Source organism: Streptomyces sp. NPDC091371 (assembly GCF_040684275.1).
Lineage (GTDB): Bacteria > Actinomycetota > Actinomycetes > Streptomycetales > Streptomycetaceae > Streptomyces.
Window position 1 is genome coordinate 50,899 of record NZ_JBFBFP010000021.1, and the last position, 26,723, is coordinate 77,621.

A 26,723-nucleotide genomic window follows, 5' to 3' on the forward strand; every position below is an offset into this window, starting at 1 on the left:
GCGCGCCACAGCGCGGCCCAGGAGAGCGCCGGGGAACCGAGCGGGAGCACTCCAATTCTCGCGTGGCCTCCGAGCATGCGGCAACGAGCAATTGCCGCCGCCGACCGGAATCCATCGGTATGCCGTTCATATCCTTGCCCCGCCACGCCGAAGATGACGCATTCGGCTACCCCTGGAGCGCCAGCACCAGGGGGAACACCTCCCGCGCGCCCGCCCGTCGGAGCAGTCGGGCAGCCACGGAGAGGGTCCAGCCGCTGTCCGCGCGGTCGTCCACGAGGAGCACCGGACCCGCTGCCTCCGCGAGCGTCGCGGCCAGGTTCGGGGGAACGGCCAAGGCCTGGTGGAGGCCACGCACCCGCTGGGCGCTGTTCGAGGACGGAAGTCCGAACTCCGGTGCCTGATCCGTGTACGCCAGCGTCCCGAGCAATGGCATCCGCCCGACCTCGGCGATCCGCGCGGCCAGCGAGCCGACCAGCTGGGGCCGGGAGCGCGAGGGCAGGGAGACCACGCCCACCGGCCTCGCCGGCGCGTCGGGCGCGCCCGAGGCCCAGCCGCCCGGGCCCCGGGCCCAGTCGGCCAGGACCGCCACCACGGCCTGCGCCACATCGTCCGGAACAGGCTGGTCCGGAGCCTGCGGGGCGAGCATCGGCCGCAGCCGGTTGCCCCAGCCGATGTCGGACAGCCGGCCCAGCGCCCGGCCCGTCGAGGCCTGTTCCCCGGCCGGGATGCGCCCCTTGAGGTCCACGCCGACCGCCGCGAGGCCGGTCGGCCACATCTTGCGGGGCTCCAGCTCCACGCCGGGCCGGCCCAGTTCGCCGCGAGCGGTGTCCAGCGCGGTCGTGGAGACGTCCGCGGTGAACCGGGCCCCGGCGCAGTTGTCGCAGCGGCCGCAGGGCGCGGCCTCCTCGTCGTCGAGCTGGCGGCGCAGGAACTCCATCCGGCAACCGGTGGCCGCCGCGTAGTCGCGCATCGCCTGCTGCTCGGCGGCCCGCTGACGGGCCACCCAGGCATAGCGTTCGGCGTCGTACTCCCACGGCTGGCCCGTCGAGGTCCAGCCGCCCTTGACCCGGTGCACGGCTCCGTCCACGTCGAGGACCTTGAGCATCGTCTCCAGGCGGGTGCGGCGCAGGTCGACCAGCGGTTCCAGGGCGGGCAGCGAGAGCGGGCGGCCCGCCTGCGCCAGCACGTCGAGGGTGCGGCGCACCTGCTCCTCCGGGGGGAAGGCCACCGAGGCGAAGTACTGCCAGATCGCCTCGTCCTCGCGGCCCGGCAGCAGCAGCACCTCCGCGTGCTCCACGCCACGGCCCGCGCGGCCCACCTGCTGGTAGTAGGCGATGGGGGAGGAGGGCGAGCCCAGGTGCACGACGAACCCCAGGTCGGGCTTGTCGAAGCCCATGCCGAGAGCGGACGTCGCCACCAGGGCCTTGACGCGGTTGGCCTGGAGGTCTTCCTCGGCCTGCTGGCGGTCGGCGTTCTCCGTCTTGCCCGTGTACGAGGCGACGGTGTGCCCGCGGTGGCGCAGGTACGCGGTGACCTCCTCGGCCGCCGCCACCGTCAGCGTGTAGATGATCCCGGAGCCGGGCAGCTCGCCGAGGTGGTCGGCGAGCCAGGCCAGCCGGTGCGCGGCGTCGGGCAGGGTGAGGACCGCCAGGCTCAGGCTCTCGCGGTCCAGCGGGCCGCGGAGCACCAGTGCGTCCGTACCGGCTCCGGTGCCCAGTTGTTCGGCGACATCGGCGGTCACCCGAGCATTGGCCGTCGCCGTCGTGGCCAGCACCGGGACGCCCGGCGGGAGGTCCGCGAGCATGGTGCGCAGCCTGCGGTAGTCCGGGCGGAAGTCGTGGCCCCAGTCGGAGATGCAGTGGGCCTCGTCCACCACGAGCAGGCCGGTCGCGGCGGACAGCTTGGGCAGGACCTGGTCGCGGAAGTCCGGGTTGTTCAGCCGCTCGGGGCTCACCAGCAGGACGTCGACCTCGCCCGCGGCGACCTCCGCCTGGATGTTCTCCCACTCCTCGGGGTTGGCCGAATTGATGGTGTGGGCGCGGATGCCGGCCCGGGCGGCGGCCTCGACCTGATTGCGCATCAGCGCGAGGAGGGGGGAGACGATCACGGTGGGGCCCGCGCCGCCCGCCCGCAGGAGCGAGGTCGCGACGAAGTAGACCGCGGACTTGCCCCAGCCCGTGCGCTGCACCACCAGGGCCCGCCGCTTGTGCGCGACGAGGGCCTCGATCGCGAGCCACTGGTCCTCGCGCAGCCGAGCGGTGCCCGTGGGGTCGCCCACGAGCCGGGCCAGTACGGAGTCGGCCGAGGACCTCAGGTCTGCGTTCATGCCCCCATGCAACCCGATGCCTCTGACATCGTGCCAATGCCGCTCTGGGCCTGTGGATGTTGAAAGATAAATCATGAGTTATCCACAGGGCTTTCGCGATCGGAGGGCCCACGGGATCTTCGGGACATGACGAACAACCACGAATCACGCACCCCGTCCGAGCGGCCCGCTCCCAGCGCGACCGGAGCCGCGACCGAACCGCAGATCACCCTGCGCAGCCCGGCCGAACTGGCCGACGCGCTGCCCTACATGCTCGGGTTCCACCCGACCGACTCCCTCGTCATGGTCGCCGTGCACGGTGAGGGCGGCCGCTTCGGCGGCCGGCTCCGCGTCGGCATCCCCACCGCCCCTTCCGAATGGGAGGACACCGCACGCCAGGTCGCGGACTGCCTGATCCGCGGCAGCGAACGGCGCGGAGGCAAGCCCGACGGCATCGTCGTCTTCCTCTGCCAGGAGCCGCGCGGGGAGGAGAGCGGGCAGCGGGTGATGACCCGGCTGCGCCCGCTCGCCCAGCGGATCCGGCTGGCCTGCGGGGCGCTGGACGTGCCCGTGCTGGAAGCCCTGTGCATCTCGGCGGGCCGGTTCTGGTCCTACGTCTGCCCCGACGCGCGGTGCTGCCCGGCCGAGGGCACCACGCTGGCCGCGGGCACCTCGGTGCTCGCCGCCGCGGCCACCTTCGCGGGACTCCGGGTCCGCGGCTCCCTCAAGGAGATCGAGCGGCGGCTGGCACCGCTGCGGGGGGCGTTCGCCGGCGAGATGGAACGGGCCCTCGACCGGGCCGCCGCCGCCCTGGTCCCGAAGATCCTCGACGGGGCCACCCGGGAGGAGGTCGGTGCCGAGACCATCGCATTGGCCGGGAGCCTGATGCGCCGCATGACCCTCGCCCCGCCCGCCGAGGGCGGGCCCCGCGCCGACGACTGGGACGACGCGCTGCTCACCCACGACGAGGCCGCCGCGCTGATCCTCGGCCTCCAGGACCGCGAGATCCGCGACGTCGCGGCCGAATGGATGGAGGGCGAGGAAGCCGCCCCCGCCCTGCGGCTGTGGCGGGCCCTGGCCCGGCGCTGCGTCGGAGCGTACGGGGAGCACGCGGCGGCCCCGCTCACCCTCGCCGGCTGGGTCTCCTGGTCCACCGGGGACGAACCGACCGCCCGCATCGCCCTGGGGCTGGCCCTGCGGGCGGACGCCGAGTACCGCTTCGCCCTGCTGCTCCACCACGCCTGCAACGAAGGCATCGACCCCGAGGGGCTGAGGCAGTGCCTGCGGGAGGAACGCAGCCGCCGGGAGCCCCGGCGCGGGCGACCGAAGGCGGGCACCCGTCCGCCCGGCCGCCGGGACCGGGCCACCACCCGCCGGGAGTCCCGCCGCACCGCGAGGAGCGACCAGTGAGCCCCCGTCGGGCGCCCTCGCGCGGCACCCCGGCGCACCGGATCCGGAGCGCCCTGGGCCTGATCGTGCGGCCCCGACTCCGCCCCGCGCGCGCCCACCCGGCGCCGCGGCCCGTGACCCGGGCGGGGGTGGGGGCGTTCCCCTGGAGGGTGGCGGGGACCCGGCCTCGCCGCTGCCCCGCCGAACCGACCGGAGCGCAGACAAGGCGACACATGTCCCACCCCGCACCTCCCCGCCCAGCCGGGGTGCCCGCCGCCCGCAGGCCCGAGCTGCCGCCCGTACACGGCGCCGTCATCTGCGTCGCCGCGCCCTGCCTGGTGATCTCGCCCGAGCACGGCCAGCTGACCGGCAGGGGGATCGACGGGATCTACCGCGCCGGGCGGCGGCTGCTGTCCCGCTGCGTGCTGCGGGTCGGCGGCCGGGACCCGGTCTCGGTGCAGGGGCGCAGCCTCGGCGCCGACCGCGCCGCCTTCACCGCGACGGTGCGCACGGGGGCCGAGCCCGGCCCCGACCCGGACATCGGGGTGGAACGGGTCCGGCACGCGGACGGCACCGAGCGGATCACCCTGCGCAGCTTCACGGCCCGGCCCGTGCGCCTCCCGGTGGAGGTGCTGCTCGGCACGGATCTGGCCGAGCTGGCCGCGGTGGCGGCCGGCCGGGCCGGGCCGGAACTGCCCGCCGGGGTGCACGCGGCCGGGCTGCGCTGGAGCACCGGCGAGGCGCAGGCCGTCACCGCCGCCGATCCGCCGCCGGACGACGCGCTGGCCTCGGCCGGGCTGCTGCGCTGGCAGCTCGAACTGGGCCCCGGGGAGTCCCGCACCATCGAGCTGCGGACCACGCAGGACCGCGTCGCGCGGGCGCCCGCGGGCCAGGTGGCGAACCCGCTGGCCGAAGGCCGGGCCGAGGGGGACGATCCGAGGGCCGAGGCGTGGTTCGCGACCAGCGTCCAGGATCTGCGCGCGCTGCTGCTGAGGGACCCCGGGGAGCCCGGCGACTCCTTCGCCGCGGCGGGTGCGCCCTGGCGGCTCGGGCTGGCCCCGGCCGAAGCCCTGTGGGCCGCCAGGATGGCGCTGCCGCTCGGCACCGGGCTCGCGGCGGCCACCCTGCGCATCCTGGCCCGGTCCCAGACCGGCGGGCGGGGGCCCGACGCCGGGAAGATCCCGGGGCCCCTGCGCGGGGCGGGACCGCAGCTCCCCCCGGGATGCACCGGCACGGAGGCGACGCTGGCCTTCCCGGCGGTGCTGGCCGAGGCCAGGCTCTGGGGCATGCCGGAGGGGGAGCTGGCCGCGCTGCTGCCGGCCGCGGAGAGGTGCCTGGAGTGGCTGCGCGGCGCGCTCGGGGAGGACGGCTTCCTGGCCGACCCCGATCCAGGGCCGCGCCGTTGCGAGACCCAGGCCCACGCCCACCGGGCCGCCCTGCTCGGGGCCGACCTCCTCGCCGCGTGCGGGCGCCCGGGGGCCCAGGAGTGGCGGGAGCGCGCGGCGGAGCTGCGGGCGCGGTTCCGGGCCCGGTTCTGGATCGACGGCCCGGACGGCGGCCGGCCCGCCGCGGCCCTGCACCCCGACGGACGGCCGCTGCCCCGGCTCACGGGGGCCGCCGCCCACCTGCTCGACACCGGACTGCTCGGCGGCGGCCGCCTCGCCCCGGGGCTCCTGGACCGGGCGCGCGCCGAGCAGCTGGCCCGGCTGCTCGGCGCCCCCGCCATGGACTGCGGATGGGGGCTGCGGAGCATGGCCGTCAAGGAGCCGGGGCACAACCCGTTCGGCCACCGCTCCGGGGCGGTGCGCCCTTACGAGAGCGCGGTGGCGGTGGCCGGGCTGGCCCAGGCGGGCTTCGAGCGGGAGGCCGCGGGCCTGCTCGGCGGCCTGCTGGACGCGGCGGAGGCCTTCGGGTACCGGCTGCCCGAGATGTTCGCAGCCGAGCAGCGCACCGCCACCGGCGCCCCGCTCCCGCACCCGGCGGCATGCCGGCCGGCCGCCGTGGCCGCGGCGGCCGGGGTCCACGTGCTGACCGCTATCGCCGGGATCCGCCCCGACGCCCCCGCCGGCACGGTCGCCCTCGTCCCGCTCCCCGGCGCCCCGCTCGGCGCGCTGCGGCTCTCGGGCCTGCGGGTGGCGGGGGAGCCCTTCGCGGTACGGATCAGCAGGCTCGGCCTCGCCATGGTGGAGGAGGCGGCCGATGCGCTCCAACTGGGAGGCTAGTCCTCAGAACAGTACTTCCAAGGTCACCAAACAGCTGTTTATCGTCAGGCAGACGACTATGATCGCGGCATGTCGCCCTACGACCCGTCGGCCTTTCCGCCCTTTGCCGTCACCGTCGACCTGGTCGTGCTCACCGTGCGGCGCCACGCGCTTTGCGCGCTGGTGGTCCGCAGGGGTGAGCCGCCGTTCCAGGGGCGCTGGGCGCTGCCCGGCGGTTTCGTCCGAGGGGACGAGGACCTGGGGGCGGCCGCCGCCCGCGAGCTCTCCGAGGAGACCGGGCTCTGCGCGCACGACCCCGCCGCACCGGGCGTGGACAACGGGGCGCACCTGGAACAGCTGGCGACCTACGGCGATCCGAAGCGGGATCCGCGGATGCGTGTCGTCAGCGTGGCGCACCTGGTGCTGGCTCCGGACCTGCCTGCGCCCCGGGCCGGCGGAGACGCCAACAGCGCCCGCTGGGCCCCCGTCGACGAGGTGCTCGCCTCCGGGGACGAGGCCTCGGCGGGCCTCGCCTTCGACCACGCCCGGATCCTCGCCGACGGCGTGGAGCGGGCCCGCTCGAAGATCGAGTACTCCTCGCTGGCCACTGCCTTCTGCCCGCCGGAGTTCACCGTCGGCGAGCTGCGCCGGGTGTACGAGGCCGTCTGGGGTGTCGCCCTGGACCCGCGGAACTTCCACCGCAAGGTCACCGGCACCCCCGGATTCCTGGTCCCGGCCGGGGGGACGACGACCCGTCAGGGCGGGCGCCCCGCCCAGCTGTTCCGGGCCGGCGGGGCCACGCTGCTCAACCCGCCGATGCTGCGTCCGGAAGTCTGACGTCCCGACGGGCGGGTTGCGTCGAAAATCGGACATATCGCGTTATCTTGTTTGTGGTACTCACCCTGCCGCAGAGCGGTCTCACCCCCCGCGAGAGAAGCGATGCTCCAGGCCATCGGACTCACCAGCACTTCCCGCCACGACGCCCCGCCCCTCGTGGACGACCTCACCTTCGAGGCTCGCCCGGGGACCGTGACCGCCCTGCTCGGCGAGCCGGGTTCGGGCAAGACCACCGCGCTGCGGCTCATGCTCGAACTCGAACCGGGCCGTGGCGTCACCTACTTCCGCGGCCGCCCGCTGCACCGGATCCCGTACCCCGGCCGTGAGGTCGGCGTGCTGCTCGGCGACGTCCCGGGCAACCCCGCCCGGACCGTCCGCAACCAGCTGCGGATGCTCTGCGCCGCCGCCGGGGTGCCGGCCTCGCGGGCCGACACCATGCTGGAGGTCGTCGGGATCGCGGGGCTGCGCGACCAGCGGCTCGGTTCGCTCTCCCTCGGCATGGAGCGCCGGGTCGCGCTGGCCGCGGCGCTGCTCGCCGATCCGTGCACCCTGCTCCTGGACGAGCCGGGCGCCGGACTCTCCCCCCGCGAACGCGGCTGGCTGCACGGTCTGCTGCGCGGCCACGCCTCCCTCGGCGGCGCGGTGCTCTTCACCACCGACGACGCCAAGGAAGCCGCGCGCAGCGCCGACCGGGTCGTCAGCATCGCGGCGGGCCGGCTCGTCGCCGACCAGGACGCCGCCGAGTTCGCCCGGACCCGGCTGCGGCCGCGGGTCGCCGTGCGCACCCCGCACGCGGCGCGGCTGGCCGACGTGCTGGGCCGCGAGGCCCGGGCCGCCCACCGCTCGGTGGAGATCGTCGAGGAGAGCGGCAGCCGGCTGTCGGTGTACGGGAGCAACTGCGCCGAGGTCGGCGAGGCGGCGTTCCGGCACGGGGTGCTGGTCCACCGGCTCGCCGACGAGACGGGTGACGCCGGCGCGCCGACGTCACCGCTCCCGCACGCCCGCTCCGCCGCCGGAGCCCCGCCGGTTGCGAGCGTGGTCCCGGCCGCGACGGCCACCGTTGCGGCCGCCACCGCGGCGACCGAGGCGGTCTCTGCGACGGCCCCGGACGGGGCGCGCGCCGCCCCGCCCGGCGGCCCGGCGGGCGGGGCGGACGGACCGACCGCCGGCGAGGGTGCCGACGGGGCTTCCGGAGGGGCCTTCGGCGGCCGCGCCCGGCACGCCCGGTCCCGGCGGCCCGTGTCGGCGGTGCGTCGCGTCGGAGGACCGCTCCGGCCGCTGCGCTACGAGCTGCTCCGCGTCTTCGGCACCGCCACGCCCGTCCTCACCGCCGCCCTCGTCGTTGCCGTCTCCGTCCTCACCGCCCTGGTGCTGGCCCGGGCCGGGCACACCCCGCAGAACCGGCTCCTCGCCGCCTGGCCGGAGCTGCTCCCGCTGCCGCCCGCCGCGCTCGGGGCGGGGCTGCTGGGCGCCCTGGCCTTCGGCGAGGAGTACCGCTACCCGGCACTCGCCGCCGACCGGGGCACAGTGCCCCGCCGGATGGGGCTGCTCGCCGTCAAACTCGGCGTCGCGGCGGTCCTGGCCCTCCTGCTGGGCGCCCTGGCCGTCACGGCGGACGCCGCCGCGCTGGCCCTCGTATTCGACAGCGGTCCGCTGCGCACCCCGGCGGAGTGGCTCTCCCCGGCCGCCAGTTGGGCCGGCCTGCTCATCGGATGCGCCTGGGCCGGCGTCCTGGCCTCCGGCGTCTTCCGGTCCGCCACCGCCGGCCTGGCCGCGGTGCTCGCCGTACCGGTGATCGTGGTCCCGCTGGTCCGGCGGGCGCTGGAGGGCTCGTCCGCCTACCCGATGACGGGACTCGGACCCCGGCTGCGCGGCCTGGCCTGGGTGCAGTGGCCGCCGGAGGCGGACCGCCTGCTCCTCGGGGCCCTGCGGGTGATGGCCCAACCCGTCGGAACCGCACTCGTGTTGTCGCTGATGGTCCTGTTGTGCGCCTATGGGTTCACCGGACTGCGCGGCAGGGTCCGTTGGTGATCGTTCCGGAGCGGGAGAAGTCGCGTACGGGACCGTTGTGGTCCGCCTCGCGGGAAGCGGACCGCAACACCCCGTAAAAGGCCCGGTTCTTTACGATAAGTCGTCAATTGCGTAGGTGGCACCGATCACCCTTTCGTGTGCTTTTCACCAAAGACCTCAAGGGTCATGGAGGCACGACCGACAAAGGATTCGTGAGTACCCTTGCGCACACCATGATGACCGCCGCCCGCCATGCCGATTCCGGCCTCGCCGGCGCGGGCGAACTCGACCGCTACCCCTACGCGGAGACCCCGGGGTCCGACCGCGCCGGAGCGCCCCACTGGGACGGTGCCGACGTCGAGTTGAGCCGTGTGGGCCGACGCGCGGCAGGCAGCCGCGGCCGCGGCCTGCACGGCCAACTCGTCCAGCAACTCGGCCAGATGATCGTCTCCGGCGACCTCGGTGCGGACCGCCCCCTGGTCCCCGAGGAGATCGGCCAGCGCTTCGAGGTCTCCCGCACGGTCGTCCGCGAATCGCTGCGGGTCCTGGAGGCCAAGGGCCTCGTCAGCGCCCGCCCCAACGTGGGCACCCGGGTCCGGCCCGTCGCCGACTGGAACCTGCTCGACCCCGACATCATCGAGTGGCGGGCCTTCGGCCCCCAGCGTGACGACCAGCGCCGCGAGCTGAACGAACTCCGCTGGACCATCGAGCCGCTCGCCGCCCGCCTCGCCGCGGGCCACGGCCGCCCCGACATCCAGCAGCGCCTCGCCGACATGGTCGAGATCATGGGCCACGCCCTCGGCCAGGGCGACGCGATCACCTTCGCGCGCGCCGACAACGAGTTCCACGCGCTCCTGATCCAGGTCGCCGGCAACCGCATGCTGGAGCACCTCTCCGGCATCGTCTCGGCCGCGCTCCAGGTTTCCGGCAGCCCGATCACCGCCTGCGACCGGCCGAGCGAGACCTGCGTCGCCCACCACGCGCGCATGGTCGAGGCCCTGGCCTCCGGAGACGCGGCGGGTGCCGAGAGCGCCATGCGCCAGCTCCTGACGGTGCATCCGGAGGTCGAGCGCGTGGTCCCCGCCCCGCGCGAGCACTGAGGGGCGGAAGCGCGGGGGTGCACGTCGTGTCGCCGGGCCCGGTCGGGTCCGGCGACACCGGTGTGCGGCGCCTTCCCGGCCCCTCGCACCGTGCCGCGCCCCGGGCGTATGACCGTATGACCGGCATCAGTGCATACGGGGTGTGACTTCTGCCACGAAGATTGGGCGTAACGCTCCGCGAGGTCCCGCGATGACCTAAGAGGTGATGGCCGACGGAGGGAATGCAGCAGCCCTTGTGGGTGCTGTGCAGCTCCCCGGCCCCTGCCCGCGCCGCCGGCCCATCCCCAGTCGGTGGTCGTCGGCTCCGGTCCAGCACCACGAGGCCCGGGGTCGGAAGCCGTTTCCATCGTTCCGAGAGGTTGTTCGTGTCGGCCAGCACATCCCGTACGCTCCCGCCGGAGATCGCCGATTCCGAGTCTGTGATGGCGCTCATCGAGCGGGGCAAGGCCGAGGGGCAGATCGCCGGCGATGACGTGCGTCGGGCCTTCGAGGCTGACCAGATTCCTGCGACCCAGTGGAAGAATGTTCTGCGCAGCCTCAACCAGATCCTCGAGGAAGAGGGTGTGACGCTGATGGTCAGTGCCGCGGAGTCGCCCAAGCGCACCACCCGCAAGAGCGTCGCAGCGAAGAGCCCGGCCAAGCGGACGGCCACCGAGCCCGTAGCCAGGAAGACGGCGGCGAAGACGACGGCGAGCAGCGCCGAAGCCGCGGCCCCGGCGGCCGGGACGGTGGACCCGGAGACCGCGGACGCTCTCGCGGAGGAGCCCGGAGCCGAGCCCGCCGCCAAGAAGACGGCGGCGAAGAAGACGGCGGCCAAGAAGGCCGCGCCGGCCAGGAAGACCGCCGCGAAGAAGACCGCGGCGAAGAAGACCGCCGCCAAGAAGGACGGCGACGAGGCCGGTGACGAGGAGGCCGCGGAGGAGGGCCCCGACGCCGCGAAGGCCGAGGCCGAAGAGGAAGAGGAGGGCGGCGAGAACAAGGGCTTCGTCATCTCCGACGACGAGGACGACGCCCCCGCCCAGCAGGTCGTGGTCGCCGGCGCCACCGCCGACCCGGTCAAGGACTACCTCAAGCAGATCGGCAAGGTCCCCCTCCTCAACGCCGAGCAGGAGGTCGAGCTCGCCAAGCGCATCGAGGCGGGCCTGTTCGCCGAGGACAAGCTGGCGAACTCCGACAAGCTGGCACCGAAGCTCAAGCGCGAGCTGGAGATCATCGCCGAGGACGGCCGCCGGGCGAAGAACCACCTCCTCGAGGCCAACCTCCGCCTCGTGGTCTCCCTCGCCAAGCGCTACACCGGCCGCGGCATGCTCTTCCTGGACCTGATCCAGGAGGGCAACCTGGGCCTGATCCGCGCGGTCGAGAAGTTCGACTACACCAAGGGCTACAAGTTCTCCACCTACGCGACGTGGTGGATCCGCCAGGCGATCACCCGCGCCATGGCCGACCAGGCCCGCACCATCCGCATCCCGGTGCACATGGTCGAGGTCATCAACAAGCTCGCCCGCGTCCAGCGCCAGATGCTCCAGGACCTGGGCCGCGAGCCCACCCCGGAGGAGTTGGCCAAGGAACTCGACATGACCCCCGAGAAGGTCATCGAGGTCCAGAAGTACGGCCGCGAGCCGATCTCCCTGCACACCCCGCTCGGCGAGGACGGCGACAGCGAGTTCGGCGACCTCATCGAGGACTCGGAGGCCGTCGTACCGGCCGACGCCGTGAGCTTCACGCTCCTGCAGGAGCAGCTCCACTCCGTGCTGGACACCCTGAGTGAGCGCGAGGCCGGCGTGGTCTCGATGCGCTTCGGCCTCACGGACGGCCAGCCCAAGACCCTCGACGAGATCGGCAAGGTCTACGGCGTCACGCGCGAGCGGATCCGTCAGATCGAGTCGAAGACGATGTCGAAGCTGCGTCACCCGTCGCGTTCGCAGGTGCTGCGCGACTACCTGGACTGACCGGTAGGCGACGCGGGGGACCGTACGCCGGTGGCCGTGCGCGGGTGCGCACGGCCACAGGTCATCCCACTCTGGGTGGAGTCATGCACACTCGGAGTCAGGAGGCCTCATGCGTCGTCCCTTTGCCCGTGCTCTGGCGGGGGCGCTGACCCTGGTGGCGGGAGCGGCCGTGGGCCCGCTGGCCCAGGCGCCGCCGGTGGCCGCGGACAGCGTGGTGATCGGCGGCAAGCCGGTGAAGGTGGCCGACAGCCCCTGGGTGGTGGCCCTCGCCAGCCGTGACCGGTTCGGGGGTACGCGGGGCGGGCAGTTCTGCGGGGGCGTCGTCGTCGCCCCGACCACGGTCGTGACCGCGGCGCACTGCCTGGGCAGCCAGGTGCTGGGCGGCCCCGTCGAGTCCGTCCCCGATTTCCGGGTGGTCTCCGGTCGTACGGAACTGCGCGCGACGGACGGCAGGGAGATCGCGGTGCGTGCGGCCCGGGTGAACCCGGCCTACGACACCGGGAGCAACGCCGGCGACCTCGCCGTACTGGAGCTCGCCGAGCCGGTTCCCGCTCAGCACGTGCTCCCGATGGCCGGCCCGGGGGACACCGCCTACGCGGCGGGGACCGAGGCGGCCGTGTACGGCTGGGGCGACACGAGCGGCTTTGGTGACTACGCGTACGCCCTGCGCGCGGCACGGGTGACGGTGCTGTCGGACGAGGTCTGCGGGCGCGCGTACCCGGGGGACGCCGACGGTCAGTACCGTGCCGACTCCATGGTGTGCGCGGGGGACGGCGCGGGCGGCAAGGACGCGTGCCAGGGCGACAGCGGGGGCCCGCTGGTCGCGAAGGGCCGGCTCATCGGGCTGGTGTCGTGGGGGCGCGGCTGCGGACGCGCCGACAGTCCCGGGGTGTACACGCGGATCGCCCCGCTGGCCGAGTTCGTCACGGGCCCGCAGAGGGCCGTGCGGGAAGGCGGGGCCCAGGACGTCGCGGTAGGTGCCCGGAGGGGCTCCGTACCGGCAGCAGGGCCCGTGGAGGGCTATCGAACGGATGAGCCGGTCCCAGCGCGTGCGCGGGAGCCACGCCGGGAGCGGGCCGAGCGGGCCTGGGAAGCCGTCCCCGTGGGAAGCACCGAAGGCCGGCGGTCCTGATCGGGCGGGCGGCCCGGGGCCGTGGACGTGAGGACGGGCGGCCCCCTGGGTCTCAGGGATGCCGCCCGTCGACCGGCATGGCCGGTCCTGGCTCGTCGGATGCGAGGTACAGGCCTGTGTCAGCGGTCCTCGGTGTCGGCATTGGCAGCCGGAGCGGACGTGAGCCGCTCGGTCTCATCCTGTATTTCCGCGGCGATCTTCTTGAGTTCCGGCTCGAACTTACGCCCGTGGTGGGCGCAGAAGAGCAGTTCACCGCCGCTCAGCAGGACGACGCGCAGATATGCCTGGGCGCCGCAACGGTCGCATCGGTCAGCGGCCGTCAGCGGGGTCGCGGGTGTCAGAACAGTAGTCACGTCGCCTCTTCTCTAGCTCGACGAGCTGTCGTACCAGGGTCAACATCCAACCAGGCCGAAAACGTTCCCGCTCGCGGCTTTTCCTCGAAACTTCCTTCCGAAGCTGGCCGGCTGCTGCCGGTTGGCGGCGAAGGAGCCGTATTGCGTTGCTTTACGGTTTCGCGTTGTCAGTCGTGCGCTTGTCGCAGTTCCATCCTCCCCCGGCGAGAGTGCCAGGTTGTTCATGAGGACGTGCCCGAACCCTAAATGGTTCATGCGCGGAAGGGAACGTGATGTTTGCTTCACTCCCACGGGGGATCGAACACCCGTACGGATCTGGACTAGGCTGAGGAACGCGCGAGGGTGGCGTTGCATCGGCTCTACCTGGCCTCGGTACCCTTCGACCGGCACCCGAGCCACCCCTGCGCCCGACTGGGCCAGAAAAGAAATTCAGCGAGGAGCGAACTGCGTGACCGCCGACACGTCCGTGCCTTCCAGCGCGCTGCTGTCCGGAGCAGACCGGGACGGTTCCAACTACACCGCGCGGCACCTGCTCGTCCTCGAAGGGCTGGAGGCCGTCCGCAAGCGCCCCGGCATGTATATCGGCTCCACGGACAGCCGGGGCCTCATGCACTGCCTCTGGGAGATCATCGACAATTCCGTCGACGAGGCCCTGGGCGGCTACTGCGACCACATCGAGGTGATTCTCCACGAGGACGCCTCCGTGGAGGTCCGGGACAACGGCCGCGGCATCCCCGTGGACGTCGAGCCCAAGACCGGCCTGTCCGGAGTCGAGGTCGTCATGACCAAGCTGCACGCCGGCGGAAAGTTCGGCGGCGGCTCCTACGCGGCCTCCGGCGGCCTGCACGGCGTCGGCGCCTCCGTGGTCAACGCCCTCTCCGCCCGCCTGGACGTCGAGGTCGACCGGGGCAGCTCCACGCACGCCATCAGCTTCCGCCGCGGCGTCCCGGGCATGTTCACCGAGCAGGGTCCCGACAGCCCCTTCGACCCCGCCAACGGGCTGCGCAAGGTCAAGCGGATCGCCAAGGGCAAGACCGGCACCCGGGTCCGCTACTGGGCCGACCGCCAGATCTTCCTCAAGGACGCCCGGCTCTCCCTGGAGACGCTCTACCAGCGCGCCCGCCAGACCGCCTTCCTCGTCCCCGGCCTGACCCTGGTGGTCCGCGACGAGCGCGGCATCGACGGCGCCGGCAAGACCGAGGAGACCTTCCGCTACGACGGGGGCATCAGCGAGTTCTGCGACTACCTCGCCCAGGACAAGGCCGTCTGCGACGTGCTGCGCCTGACCGGCACGGGCACCTTCAAGGAGACCGTCCCGGTCCTCGACGACCGCGGCCACATGACCCCCACCGAGGTCACCCGCGAGCTCGGCGTGGACATCGCCCTGCGCTGGGGCACCGGGTACGAGACCGGCGTCAAGTCCTTCGTGAACATCATCGCCACCCCCAAGGGCGGCACCCACGTCTCCGGCTTCGAGCGCTCGGTCACCAAGACCGTCAACGAGGTGCTGCGCTCGGCGAAGCTGCTGCGCGTCGCCGAGGACGACGTGGTCAAGGACGACGCGATGGAGGGCATGACCGCCGTCGTCACCGTCCGCCTCGCCGAGCCCCAGTTCGAGGGCCAGACCAAGGAGGTCCTCGGCACCTCGGCGGCCACCCGGATCGTCGCCGCCGTGGTCGCCAAGGAGCTCAAGGCCTTCCTGACCTCCACCAAGCGCGACGACAAGCAGCAGGCCCGCGCCGTGATGGAGAAGATCGTCGCGGCTGCCCGGACCAGGATCGCGGCCCGCCAGCACAAGGAGGCGCAGCGCCGCAAGACCGCGCTGGAGTCCTCCTCGCTCCCCGCCAAGCTGGCCGACTGCCGCAGCGACGACGTGGACCGCAGCGAGCTCTTCATCGTCGAGGGCGACTCCGCCCTCGGCACCGCGAAGCTCGCCCGGAACTCGGAGTTCCAGGCGCTCCTGCCGATCCGGGGCAAGATCCTCAACGTCCAGAAGTCCTCGGTCTCGGACATGCTCAAGAACGCCGAGTGCGGAGCGATCATCCAGGTCATAGGAGCCGGCTCGGGCCGGACCTTCGACATCGACGCCGCCCGCTACGGCAAGATCGTCCTCCTCGTCGACGCCGACGTCGACGGCGCGCACATCCGCTGCCTGCTGCTCACGCTCTTCCAGCGGTACATGCGGCCCATGGTCGAGGCGGGCCGGGTCTTCGCGGCCGTGCCGCCGCTGCACCGGATCGAGCTGGTCCAGCCCAAGAAGGGCCAGGACAAGTACGTGTACACGTATTCGGACAACGAGCTGCGCCAGACCCTGCTGGAGTACCAGCGCAAGAACATCCGGTACAAGGACTCGATCCAGCGCTACAAGGGCCTCGGCGAGATGGACGCGGACCAGCTGGCGGAGACCACCATGGACCCCCGCTTCCGGACCCTGCGCCGGATCAACATCGGCGACCTGGACTCGGCCGAGACGGTCTTCGACCTGCTCATGGGCAACGAGGTCGCCCCGCGCAAGGAGTTCATCACGAGCTCCGCGGCCACCCTGGACCGCTCGCGCATCGACGCCTGACGCGTCCGCCCGGCTCGGTCCAGCTCGGCTTGGCTCGGCCCGGCTCGGCTTGTGGATGAGGTGCTCTTCACTCCGTCACCTGAAGGAGTGAAGAGCACCCGGACACCAGTCTTGAAACGAACGCTTCCGCCCATCCTTGTGGGCACGCGGCCAATGCGGCGGCGGACAAGGAGAGTTCGGTGGACAAGCACGATGGTCCCGATGCCGGAACGATCCGGCTCGACGACCCCTGGTACGACGCGCTGGCCGTCGGGTGGGGTGAGAGCGAGAACGAGCGGTCGGACGCACCCCACGCCCGCCAGGCCCCCGGTGCGTCCGACATCTACCGCGAAGTGCAGCGCAGCGCCGCCTTCCAGGAGGTTCGCAGCCGCTACCGGGGGTTCGTCGTCCCCGCGACGGCGGGCTTCCTCCTCTGGTACGTGGCCTACGTGGTCGCCGCCACCGTCGCACCCGGGGTGATGGCCCGGCCGGTGGCCGGCGCGGTCAACGTGGCCATGCTGGCGGGGCTCGGCCAGTTCCTCAGCACCTTCCTGCTGACCTGGGCCTACGCCCGGCACGCGCGGCTGCGCCGGGACCGGGCGGCGCTCGACCTGCGCTGGACCGTCTTCGAGCAGGAGCGCGACCAGCAGCGGACCCGCGCGAGGGGGACCGGCCGGTGACCACCGAGCACCAGAGCCTCGCGCTGATCCTGTTCAGCGTCTTCATCGCGGTGACCCTGGGCATCACCACCTGGGTCAGCCGCAACCGGCACGGGTCGGCAGAGGAGTTCTATGCCGGCGGGCGGTTGTTCTCGCCGCTGGAGAACGGTTTCGCCATCGCGGGCGACTACATGTCCGCCGCCTCCTTCCTCGGCATCTCCGGGCTGATCGCCCTCTTCGGCTACGACGGCATGCTCTACTCGGTCGGCTTCCTCGTCGCCTGGCTCGTCGTGCTGTTCCTGGTCGCCGAACTGGTCCGAAACTGCGGTCGCTTCACTCTCGCCGACGTGGTTGCCGCGCGGATGAGCGAGCGGCCGGTGCGGATCGCGGCGGGTACCTCCTCGGTCGTCGTCTCCGTGCTCTACCTCGTCGCGCAGATGGTCGGCGCGGGCAGCCTCGTGGGCCTGCTGCTGGGGAGTTCCAGCACCGGGGCCCGGACCCTGGCCGTGGTCGGGGTCGGGGCGCTGATGGTCGTGTACGTGTCCTTCGGCGGGATGCGGGCCACGACCTGGATCCAGATCGTCAAGGCCGTCCTGCTGATGGGCGGGGCGATCGCACTGACCGGGCTCGTGCTCCTGCGCTTCCACGGGAACGTCGACACGCTGCTCAGCAGTGCGGCCGAACGCAGCGGCCACGGGGCCCGGTTCCTGGGCCCGGGGCTCAAGTACGGCGGGGACTGGACCGCCCGCGTCGACTTCATGAGCCTCGGCCTCGCCCTGGTCCTCGGGACGGCCGGGCTGCCGCACATCCTGTCGCGCTTCTACACCGTGCCCACGGCGCGGGCGGCCCGCCGCTCGGTGGTGTGGGCGATCGGCCTGATCGGCGGCTTCTACCTGATGACCATCGTCCTCGGCTTCGGGGCGGCGGCGCTGGTCGGGCCGGACGCGGTGCGGGCGTCGAACGCCTCCGGGAACACGGCCGTCCCGCTGCTCGCGGCCTTCCTCGGCGGCGGCGCCGGTTCCACCGGTGGCACGGTGCTCTTCGCCTTCGTGGCCGCCATCGCCTTCGCCACCATCCTTGCCGTGGTCGCCGGGATCACCCTGGCCTCCTCCGCCTCCGTCGCGCACGACCTGTACGCCTCCCTCAAGCGGCGGCACGCCAAGCAGCGCAGCGAAGTCGCGGTGGCCCGGGTCGCGGCCGTCGGGATCGGGGCGGTGGCGATCGCCCTCGGGCTGCTCGCCCAAGACCTCAACGTGGCTTTCCTGGTGGGGCTGGCCTTCGCGGTGGCGGCCTCGGCCAACCTGCCGGTGCTGCTGTACTCGCTGTTCTGGCGCGGGTTCACCACCCGCGGAGCGGTCTGGTCGGTCTACGGCGGCCTGGTCCCGGCGGTGCTGCTGGTGCTGGTCTCGCCTGTGGTGTCCGGCAGCGCCGAATCGCTGTTCCCCGGGGTGGACTTCCAGTACTTCCCGCTCCAGAACCCGGGGATCGTCTCGATCCCGCTGGGCTTCCTGGCGGGCTGGCTGGGCACGGTCACCTCGGCGGAGGAGCCCGACGAGGCGAAGCACGCCGAGACCGAGGTCCGTTCGCTGACCGGAGCCGGGGCGGTGTGAGCCGTCACGCCCCTTCGGAGGGCAGCCAGGTGTAGCGGTGCTCAGGGCGGCCGGTCTCGCCGTAGCGCAGGGCCAGGGTGACGCGGCCGGCGCGGTCGAGGAGCTTCAGGTAGCGCTGGGCGGTCTGCCGGCTGATCCCCGCGCGGTCGGCGATCTGCTGGGTGGACAGCGGGCCCTCCGCGGAGCGCAGGACCTGGCGGACCAGTTCCGCGGTGGTCGGGGAGTGGCCCTTGGGGAGCTCGTTCGGGGAGCCGGCGGCGGCCAGGGCCCCGAAGATCCGGTCTACCTCGGCCTGTTCGGCCTCGCCTCCGGTGTCCAGGGTGCGGCGCAGGGCGCCGTACGCCTCGAGGCGTGAGCGCAGGCCGGCGAAGGTGAACGGCTTGACCAGGTACTGGAGCGCGCCGAGGCGCATGGCGGCCTGGACGGTGGCGAGGTCGCGGGCGGCCGTGACCATGATCACGTCGGTGCCGTGGCCGAGCTGACGCATCCGGCGCACGAGGTCCAGGCCGTTCTCGTCGGGCAGGTAGTGGTCCAGCAGGACCAGGTCCACGGGATGCGCCGTGAGGAACTCCAGTGCCTCGGCGGCGGAATGGACCTGGGCCGCCACGCGGAAACCGGGAACCTTCGCCACGTAGGCCGCGTTGATCAGGGCAACACGCACGTCGTCGTCGACGACCAATACGTGAATCGGGGTCTCTTTCATCGCAGGGCCTCCGGGAGTACGACGGAGAACTCCGCCCCTCCGTCCGCTGCCCCGCCGGCCCGGGCGCTGCCGCCCTGCCGCTCCGCGAGGCGGCGTACGAGGGCCAGACCCAGCCCGCGCTCGCGGTGGGCCTCGGGCTGCTTGGTCGACCAGCCCTCGGTGAAGATCTCCTCGCGGTGTGCGGCCGGCACCCCGGGGCCGCTGTCGCGCACCCGCAGGACCGCTGACCGGCCTTCGGCGCGCAGCTCCACCTCGACCAGCGGCGACGCCGAGCCGACGGAGGCGTCCAGGGCGTTGTCCACCAGATTGCCGACGATGGTGACGAGGCCGCCCGGGTCGACCAGGCGGTCGGGGAGGAGGCTGGCCGGGGCCAGGCGCAGGGGCACGCCGCGCTCCGCCGCCACGGTCGCCTTGCCCACCAGGAGGGCGGCCAGCAGGGGGTCGTGGATCTTCTCGGTGACCTGCTCGGCGGTCGTGCGGTGCACGCCGACGACCTCCGTCACGAACTCCACCGCCTCCTCGTGCAGGCCCAGCTCCAGCAGGCCGAGGAGGGTGTGGAGGCGGTTGGCGTGCTCGTGGTCCTGGGCGCGCAGGGCGTCGATCAGGCCCCGGGTGGAGTCGAGCTCGCGGCTCAGGTGCTCCAGTTCGGTGCGGTCGCGCAGGGTGGCGACGGCGCCGCCGTCCTCGGTGGGCATCCGGTTGGCGACCAGGACGCGGGGGCCCTGGACCGTGAGCAGGTCCCGGCCGGTGACCCGGCCGGACAGCACGTCGGCGGTGCGGCCCGCGCCGATCACCTCGTCCAGCGGGCGTCCGGTGAAGCCGCCCGCGGCGCCGGGAGCGCCCGGGGAGCCGGGGGAGTGCGGGGTGAGGCCGAGGAGGCGGGCGGCCTCGTCGTTGACCAGGCGGACCCGGCCGTGCCGGTCGAGGGCGATCACGCCTTCGCGGATGGAGTGCAGCATCGCCTCGCGTTCCGCGAGCAGGCCGGCGATATCGGAGAACGCCAGGTCACGGGTCTGGCGGTGGATCCTGCGGGAGAGGAGGTAGGCGACGAGGGCGCCTGCCGCGAGGGCGCCGCCGGCGTAGGCGAGCAGACCGGGGATGGCGCCGAGGAGCCGGTCGCGGACGCCGTCGTAGGCGATGCCGACCGAGACGGCCCCGATGATCTCTCCGTCGGCTGCGATCAGCGGGACCTTGCCGCGGGCGGACCGGCCGAGGGTGCCCTCGTCGATCTCCATGACCTCGCGGCCGCCCAGTGCCTCGCTGGGGTCGGTCGAGACGGGCAGCCCGATGCGGTCGGGGCTGGGGTGCGAGCGGCGGATCCCGTCCAGGTCGAGGACGACCACGTACTCGGCCCCGGTGGCCCGGCGGAGCCGCTCGGCCGAGGCCTGCACCGGGCTGTCCGCCGTGGCCCGGGAATCCAGGAGGTCGGCGGCCAGGTTCGGGTCCGCCGCCGCGCCCTGGGCGATGGCCAGGGCGCGCCGCATGGCCTGGTCGTCGAGCTGGGCGCCGAGGGGTGCCAGGAACAGCCCGGTGGCCAGCGCCACCACTCCGGCGGCGATGGCCAGCTGGGTCAGCAGGATCTGGGAGACGGCCCGTCTGGGCAGCCCGAGGCGTCGAGCGCTGGTGAGGGGGAACCGCATGGATACCAACGGTAGGTCGGCTCCGGCACGAGCGGAACGTCCCCGGTGCGCCGCCCTTGTCACATCCCGGTGGCGCCCCTGCTCGACGAGGGTGCCGTGGGCGTCGCCGCCGGGCGGTTCCGGCTGCACTGTGCCGTCCGGCAGTGGCCGGCCGTGTGGCGCGCGGCCTGCGAGGCGCTCGCCCTCGCCCGGGAGCCGAACTCGACCGGAGCGCACGCCGTCGTGGAGCGGTGCACCGAGTTCGCCGCGGTGAGCCTGGCCCACGTCGAGGGGCAGCCGGCGATGGCGACCGCCACGCTGCGGGCGAGCCAGGGGCGGCTCGCGGAGTCCGCGCCTCGGTTCCGGGAGATGAACGCGGCGTTCGGGCCGCTCTGGCCGCGGCGGGCCGGGCGGAGGAGGACCGCGAGGTGCTGGGCCGGGCCGAACCGCTGCGTCCGGACTACCTCTTCAAGATCTTCGCGAGCTTCCGTGCGATGGCCCTGGCGGCGCTGGGGGAGCGGCAGGGGGCCGCCGAACACTCCGCCCGCGCGGGCGGCCGTCGCCGACCGCTGGGCACAGCCCGCTGGGCGCCCCGGGGCAGCCTTAGGGCGGCCTGCCCGGCCCACCGCCATGGTCCGGGGCCGGTGCCGCCGGGGAGTCACGGCATCGGCTGTGGCGGGCGGGGGCCCTGGTACTGGCCGCTCGGCCGCATGCGCAGCGGGCGTTCCTGGTACTCCTCCAGCGCGTGCGCGATCCAGCCCGCCGTCCGGGACACCGCGAAGACGGTCTCCCCGGCCTCCGCCTCCATCCCGCAGGACACCGTCAGCACCGCCAGCGCCAGGTCCACATTCGCGTGCAGCCCGCCCTGCCGGGCCATCACCGCAGCCACCTCCCGCGCCGCGCCCAGCGCCGGAGCGGCCTGCGCCAGGCCCTCCAGCCGCGCGAACAGGGCCCGCGCCCGCGGATCCTCGCCCCGGTAGAGCCGGTGGCCCAGCCCCGGCACCCGGCGGCCCGCCCGCAGGTACTCGGCCACCACCGGTGCGGCGCCGCCCCGCTCCAGCACCTCCACCAGCATCCGGTGCGCGAGCCGTCCGGCCGCGCCGTGCAGCGGCCCTTCCAGGGCGCCGAGTCCCGCCGACACCGCCGCGTACGGATGGGCCCGCGCCGAGGCGGCCACCCGTACGGCCAGGGTCGAGGCCGCCAGATCGTGGTCGACCAGCAGGGAGAGCGCCAGGTCCAGCGCGGCGAGCGCGTCCGGGTCCGGCTCCCGCGCGGTCAGCCGCGACCACAGCTGCCGGGCGATCCGGCCGTCCCCGGCCCACTGGGCGGGGCCCACCTCCGGCAGTGCGCCGACCAGCGTGGGGATCAGACAGCGCGCGGAGCCCAGTACGGCCTCCTCGGACAGGTCGAAGCGCAGCGGATCCGCCACCGCGGCGGCCGCGACCGCCACCCGCAGCCGGTCGAGGGGACCGCCGTGCTCGGGCAGGGCCGCGACGGCCCGCCGGGCCGCTGCGAGGGTCTCCGGGGGAGACGTGAACCGCGCGCCCCGGCCGATCGCCCCCGTCCAGAGCCACTCGGCCACCTCCTCGTAGCGGTACCGGGAGGCCAGGGCCACGGCGTCCACGCCCCGGAAGTAGTACCGGTCGGCCTCGATGAGCGTGAGGGACGTGCGCACGGACAGCTCCCCGCCCGCGGGGGCCGCCGCCTCGCGGCGGCTCCGCCGGGCCAGCTCCTCCACCTCGGCCGCGTCGAAGCTGCTGCCCCGGCCGACCGGGTCGCGGCGGCTGGTGAGCTGGCCGCGGCTGACGTACGCGTACACCGTCGCCGGTTTCACCCCGAGCAGCCGGGCCGCCTCCTGCGTGCCGATCCTGCGCCCGCCGACCGTTCCGGCGTCCCTCTCGTCGCTCATGACGCATACCTTACAGAGGCGTCGTCATGTTGATTCAATCAATATTGACAAGGATTCAATCCATCATGGATGGTCGATCCATGAACACCACCGTCGAAGTACCCCGCGGTCTCGCGGGAGTCGTGGTCACCGAAACCGCACTCGGTGACGTCAGGGGCCGTGAGGGCTTCTACCACTACCGCCAGTACTCGGCGGTCGAGCTCGCGGGCAGCCGCAGCTTCGAGGACGTGTGGCACCTGCTCTTCCGCGGAGCCCTGCCCGCGGACGCCGCCGAGCGCGCCGGCTTCGCGGCCGAGATCGCCCCGCTGCGCCGGCTCCCCGAAGAGGTGCGCGACGCCCTCCCCGCCCTCGCCCGAGCCACCGCGCTCTCCGGCCCGCTCGCCGGCCTGCGCACCGGCCTCTCGCTGCTCGGCGCCTCGGCCGGCTTCCGCCCGGTCTACGACATCGACCCGGAGCGCCGGGCCGCCGACGCGCTCGCCGCCTGCGCCGCCGTACCGACCCTGCTCACCGCCCTGCACCGGCTGGGGCAGGGGCTGGAACCGGTCGAGCCGCGCGACGACCTCCCGTACGCCGAGAACTACCTGTACATGCTGACCGGACAGGAGCCCGATCCCGCCCGGGCCCGCGCGGTCGAGCGGTACCTCATCTCCACCATCGACCACGGCTTCAACGCCTCGACCTTCACCGCCCGCGTGATCGCCTCCACGGGCGCCGACGTCGCCGCCTGCCTGACCGGCGCGATCGGCGCGCTCTCGGGCCCGCTGCACGGCGGCGCCCCCAGCCGGGCCCTCGACACCCTCGACGCGATCGGCACCGCGGACCGGATCGGGCCGTGGATCCGCGAACGGGTCCTCGCGGGGGACCGGATCATGGGCTTCGGCCACCCCGTGTACCGCACCGAGGACCCGCGTTCGCGGATGCTGCGCGAGATCGCCCGGCAGTTCGGCGGCCCCCTAGTCGACTTCGCCGTCGAGGTCGAGCGGCAGGTGGAGGAGATCCTCGCCGAGCTCAAGCCGGGCCGCGAACTGCACACCAACGTGGAGTTCTACGCGGGCGTGGTCATGGAGCTCTGCGGGCTGCCCCGCGAGATGTTCACCCCGACCTTCTGCGCCGCCCGCGTGGTCGGCTGGAGCGCGAACGTCCTGGAACAGGCCGCCGACTCGAAGATCATCCGCCCGGCCGCCCGGTACACCGGCCCCACCCCGCCGCAGCCCGTGCCGCCGCTCGGCTGACGGACCCTGGCTACGATCGACCGGGTGAACAGCAGGCAGACCGCCCCGCCCATCCCCGTCGTCGTCCTCGCCGGTTTCCTCGGATCCGGCAAGACCACCGTCCTGAACCACCTCCTCGCGAGCCGCGGGGGCACCCGGATCGGGGTCGTCGTCAACGACTTCGGATCGATCGAGATCGACGCGATGTCGGTGGCCGGCCAGGTCGGCGACTCGATGGTCTCCCTCGGCGGCGGCTGCCTGTGCTGCGCCGTCGACGGCAGCGAGCTGGACGCGTACCTGGAGAAGCTCGCCGCACCCGTCCACCGCATCGACGTGATCGTCATCGAGGCGAGCGGCCTGGCCGAGCCCCAGGAGATGGTCCGGATGCTCGTCGCGAACGAGAACCCCGCCGTCCGCTACGGCGGCCTGGTGGAGGTCGTGGACGCGGCCGAGTTCGACGCCACCCGGGCCAGGCACCCGGAGACCGACCGGCACCTCGCCGTCGCGGACCTGGTGGTGCTCAACAAGACCGACCGGGTGGACGCGGCCGAGCGGGGCCGGATCGAGGGCCTGCTGGGCACGCTGTGCGCCCCGGGCACCCCGGTCGTGGGCGCCGAGCACGGGCGGATCGACCCCGAGCTGCTCTTCGACCGCCGCCCCTGGACCGAGACCCGGGGGCAGCTCTCCTTCGAGGACCTGCTCGCGGAGGCCGACGGCCACGACCACCGCACGCACGCGCACGCCGCCTACGACACCGTCGAGTTCGTCTCCGGACAGGCCCTGTCACCGCGCCGGTTCATCGACTTCCTCGACCGCCGCCCCGCCGGCCTCTACCGGATCAAGGGCTTCGTCCACTTCGGCGTCCCCGGGCACGACGAGCGGTACGAGGTCCACGCGGTCGGCCGCTTCCTCCGCTTCGCTCCGGGCCCCTGGGGGCGGGGCGAGGAGCGCCTGACCCAGCTCGTCCTGATCGGCTCCGGCACCGACGGGCCGGGGCTGCTCCGCGAACTGGAGGCCTGCCGGGAGGAGGCACCGCACGAGGCGCGCCCCGAAAGCATGTGGGGGGTGCTCCGGTACGTGGCCCGCCCGGCGGAGGCGGAGACTCCCTAGTGCTGTGACCGGCAAGGTTCACCGGCACTAGGCGACCTCGACGCCGAACTCCCGCAGCAGGTCCTCCAGCCCGCCCCGGTAGCCCTTGCCGCCGATCACGAAGTCCCAGTCGCCGTTCGCCCGGCGCCGGAACGAGCCCAGCACCAGCGCGGTCTCACCGGCCCGGCCGTCGGACACCTCCAGCTGCCCGAGCTCCGAGCCGGCCGCGTCGAGCAGCCGGATCCGGGCCTCGGTGAACCCGGCCAGGTCGGCGTGCGGATCGGCCTCCGGGTCGATCGCGGCCACGAGGACCAGCCGGTCGGCCCGCGCCGGCAGGGCGTCGAAGGAGACCTCCAGCGCCGCCTTGTCGGGCGCCGCGTGCGCCCGGGCCCGTACCGAACCGTCCGGCGTCCGCGGATTGTTGAAGAAGACGAAGTGCTCCTCGCTCAGCACCCGATTGCCCGCGCACACCAGCGCGCACACATCGAGCATGACCGGGCCGGACCAGGACATGCCGAGCACGTTGTGGTCGGCCGAAGGGGCCGGCTCGGGAGTCCGCTGCGCCGGACCGCCGCCGAGGCGGCCGCGCAGCCCGTACTGGTGCAGCAGCTCCACGAGCTTCACGCCGGGGACCAGCTCCAGCGGCTTGCCTTCGGCGAATTCGTACGATCCGGCGCCGAACGACGCGGTGGTGACCAGCACGCCCTTGTTCGCGCCCGTGGCCTGGACCGTGCCGTACAGCTCGCGCACCACATCGGGGTTGAGCCGGCTGCGGTAGCGCTTGACCTGCACCACGATCCGCCCGCCCCGGAGCGGAGCCGGGTCCCTCGCCTCGATGTCCACGCCGCCGTCGCCCGAGCGCTGCGTGGTCACCGCCTCCATGCCCATCGCCCGGAAGAGGTCCGCCACGAGCCGCTCGAAGTCGATCGGGTCCATCTCGAAGAGATCCGGCTCGTCCCCGTCGCCCGCGACGGTCCCGCCGTGGCTGACGACCCCGCCGCCCACTTCGTCGGGCCTGCGCCCGGGGCGGCGCACCGGGGCCGGCAGCTCGGGCTTCGCGGACAGTTCGCCGCGCAACCCCTCCACCAGGCAGTCCACCGCGCTGACCTGCTCCAGCCGGAGCCCCCTGAAGGCGGCTCGGGCCGCCGACACCGTCGCGAGCACCAGCCGGGCCTCCAGACCCGTCACCGGATCGTGCGCATCGACGAAGCCGTTGACGACCACCGAGTCCAGTACGCCGAACTCGTCCGCCGCGTACAACTCGTGCACCACCAGCAGGACGCACTGCGCCAGCAGGTCCCGGTACAGCTTTCGCCGCTCCGCCGCCGAGCGGGCCGTCTCCTTGTCCTGGCCCGTACTCGGCATGTACCGCACCGACTTGACCTCGGGCACTACCCCGTACCCCGGCAGCTCCCAGTCCAGCACCAACTGGCGTGGCCCCGGGTCGTAGGCGGCTGTCACCTGCCTCGGCAGTGCCTCGGGCCAGGCGGTCGAGGCGTACAGGGCGGCTGAGAAGTACTCCACCACCGCCTCCGCGCCGCCCGCCCGGAGGGCGGCGGCCAACTCGGTGAGGCCGCTGTTGTGCGCCCGTATCCCGGCGAGCTGCTCCGCCGCCCACCGGTCGTACTGCTGCCGGTACGCCGCCAGCTGCTGCTGCCGCTGCGTCTCCGCGGCGTGCGCCGCCTGCCAGGCCTGGGTGTACCGGGCGTGCGCCTCGCGCTCCGCCTGCGCCCGGCGGTTCGAGCCGAGGGTCCAGCCGCTGCTCTGCTGCTGGAACTGGTGCAGCTGCGGCATGGGTACGGGATGAGCCAGCGCACCCGGGACGAAGGGATCGACCTGCTCGGGCCGGACCAGCCCGGCCATCCGGAACGCCGGAGCCCGGCACCCCGTCGCCAACAGGCCCTGGAGGGCCCCGACCTCCGCCTCGATGAGTTCCGTACGCCGACGCGCCTCCGCCTCGCGGTGCAGGCGGTCCGCGGCCCGCAGCTCCCTCTGACGCTGATCAGCCTGGCGCTGCTGGATCACCTGCGTCTGCTGCATCCGGCGCTGGGCCTCCGCCCAGTCCCCGATCACTCCGCCCGGCCGACGACTCATCAGCT

At 73.6% G+C, this 26,723-nt stretch carries 17 protein-coding genes and 1 pseudogene; 12 read left to right on the plus strand and 6 right to left on the minus strand.

Features of this window, described 5'->3' with window-relative positions:
- Positions 1–166: 166 nt before the first annotated feature.
- Entirely contained in the window at positions 167–2,326 is a 2,160-nt protein-coding gene (locus tag AB0O21_RS22805) for a RecQ family ATP-dependent DNA helicase (protein ID WP_365173133.1), read from the minus strand.
- Between the two features lie 126 nt (positions 2,327–2,452).
- Between AB0O21_RS22805 and AB0O21_RS22810 the strand changes: the two genes are divergently transcribed.
- The 7 genes and pseudogenes from AB0O21_RS22810 to AB0O21_RS22840 all read left to right on the plus strand — a co-directional run.
- Positions 2,453–3,715: a DUF4192 domain-containing protein gene (locus AB0O21_RS22810; protein WP_365173135.1), complete on the plus strand. Its 1,263-nt coding sequence runs from the start codon at positions 2,453–2,455 to the stop codon at positions 3,713–3,715.
- Positions 3,716–3,927: 212 nt separating this feature from the next.
- Positions 3,928–5,916 (plus strand): glycogen debranching N-terminal domain-containing protein, encoded by a 1,989-nt coding sequence (locus tag AB0O21_RS22815; RefSeq protein ID WP_365173137.1) that lies wholly within the window; start codon positions 3,928–3,930, stop codon positions 5,914–5,916.
- Between the two features lie 69 nt (positions 5,917–5,985).
- The gene (locus AB0O21_RS22820) at positions 5,986–6,732 is read left to right on the plus strand and encodes an NUDIX domain-containing protein (RefSeq protein WP_365173139.1); all 747 of its coding nucleotides are present in this window, start codon (positions 5,986–5,988) and stop codon (positions 6,730–6,732) included.
- A 102-nt stretch (positions 6,733–6,834) separates the two neighbouring features.
- Positions 6,835–8,763 carry an ATP-binding cassette domain-containing protein gene (locus tag AB0O21_RS22825; protein ID WP_365173140.1) on the plus strand — a complete coding sequence of 643 codons (1,929 nt, stop codon included), beginning with the start codon at positions 6,835–6,837 and terminating at the stop codon, positions 8,761–8,763.
- Between the two features lie 191 nt (positions 8,764–8,954).
- A complete protein-coding gene (locus AB0O21_RS22830; RefSeq protein WP_365173142.1) occupies positions 8,955–9,842 on the plus strand; it encodes a FadR/GntR family transcriptional regulator in 888 nt (295 codons plus the stop codon).
- A 359-nt stretch (positions 9,843–10,201) separates the two neighbouring features.
- A complete protein-coding gene (locus AB0O21_RS22835) occupies positions 10,202–11,791 on the plus strand; it encodes an RNA polymerase sigma factor (protein WP_365173143.1) in 1,590 nt (529 codons plus the stop codon).
- 109 nt (positions 11,792–11,900) lie between these two features.
- A pseudogene (locus AB0O21_RS22840) lies at positions 11,901–12,707 on the plus strand (serine protease); the annotation flags it as partial.
- A 335-nt stretch (positions 12,708–13,042) separates the two neighbouring features.
- Here the strand turns inward: AB0O21_RS22840 and AB0O21_RS22845 are convergent.
- Positions 13,043–13,276 (minus strand): hypothetical protein, encoded by a 234-nt coding sequence (locus AB0O21_RS22845; protein WP_243631750.1) that lies wholly within the window; start codon positions 13,274–13,276, stop codon positions 13,043–13,045.
- Positions 13,277–13,724: 448 nt separating this feature from the next.
- Here AB0O21_RS22845 and AB0O21_RS22850 point away from each other — a divergent pair, with 448 nt between their 5' ends.
- The 3 genes from AB0O21_RS22850 (at position 13,725) to AB0O21_RS22860 (ending at position 18,093) form a co-directional block, all read left to right on the plus strand.
- Positions 13,725–15,845 (plus strand): DNA topoisomerase IV subunit B, encoded by a 2,121-nt coding sequence (locus AB0O21_RS22850; RefSeq protein ID WP_365173145.1) that lies wholly within the window; start codon positions 13,725–13,727, stop codon positions 15,843–15,845.
- A 179-nt stretch (positions 15,846–16,024) separates the two neighbouring features.
- Complete coding sequence (locus AB0O21_RS22855; RefSeq protein ID WP_365173147.1) at positions 16,025–16,504, plus strand: DUF485 domain-containing protein; 480 nt, start codon at positions 16,025–16,027, stop codon at positions 16,502–16,504.
- Entirely contained in the window at positions 16,501–18,093 is a 1,593-nt protein-coding gene (locus AB0O21_RS22860) for a cation acetate symporter (RefSeq protein ID WP_365173150.1), read from the plus strand. Before AB0O21_RS22855 ends, AB0O21_RS22860 begins: the two co-directional genes overlap by 4 nt.
- Before the next feature lie 4 nt (positions 18,094–18,097).
- Here the strand turns inward: AB0O21_RS22860 and AB0O21_RS22865 are convergent, their stop codons facing one another.
- From AB0O21_RS22865 to AB0O21_RS22875, 3 genes are all read right to left on the minus strand, one after another.
- Positions 18,098–18,796 (minus strand): response regulator, encoded by a 699-nt coding sequence (locus tag AB0O21_RS22865; RefSeq protein ID WP_365173152.1) that lies wholly within the window; start codon positions 18,794–18,796, stop codon positions 18,098–18,100.
- Positions 18,793–20,436, minus strand: a complete 1,644-nt coding sequence (locus AB0O21_RS22870) for a sensor histidine kinase (RefSeq protein WP_365173155.1) — start codon at positions 20,434–20,436, stop codon at positions 18,793–18,795. Before AB0O21_RS22870 ends, AB0O21_RS22865 begins: the two co-directional genes overlap by 4 nt.
- A gap of 637 nt (positions 20,437–21,073) precedes the next feature.
- Entirely contained in the window at positions 21,074–22,324 is a 1,251-nt protein-coding gene (locus AB0O21_RS22875; RefSeq protein ID WP_365173158.1) for a citrate synthase, read from the minus strand.
- A 65-nt stretch (positions 22,325–22,389) separates the two neighbouring features.
- On the opposite strand from AB0O21_RS22875, the gene AB0O21_RS22880 reads away from it, so the two are divergent.
- Positions 22,390–23,556 (plus strand): citrate synthase/methylcitrate synthase, encoded by a 1,167-nt coding sequence (locus AB0O21_RS22880; RefSeq protein ID WP_365173161.1) that lies wholly within the window; start codon positions 22,390–22,392, stop codon positions 23,554–23,556.
- A 24-nt stretch (positions 23,557–23,580) separates the two neighbouring features.
- The gene (locus AB0O21_RS22885) at positions 23,581–24,645 is read left to right on the plus strand and encodes a GTP-binding protein (RefSeq protein ID WP_365173164.1); all 1,065 of its coding nucleotides are present in this window, start codon (positions 23,581–23,583) and stop codon (positions 24,643–24,645) included.
- A 27-nt stretch (positions 24,646–24,672) separates the two neighbouring features.
- Here AB0O21_RS22885 and AB0O21_RS22890 read toward each other — a convergent pair whose 3' ends face one another.
- Complete coding sequence (locus AB0O21_RS22890) at positions 24,673–26,718, minus strand: restriction endonuclease (RefSeq protein ID WP_365173166.1); 2,046 nt, start codon at positions 26,716–26,718, stop codon at positions 24,673–24,675.
- Between the last annotated feature and the right edge of the window lie 5 nt (positions 26,719–26,723).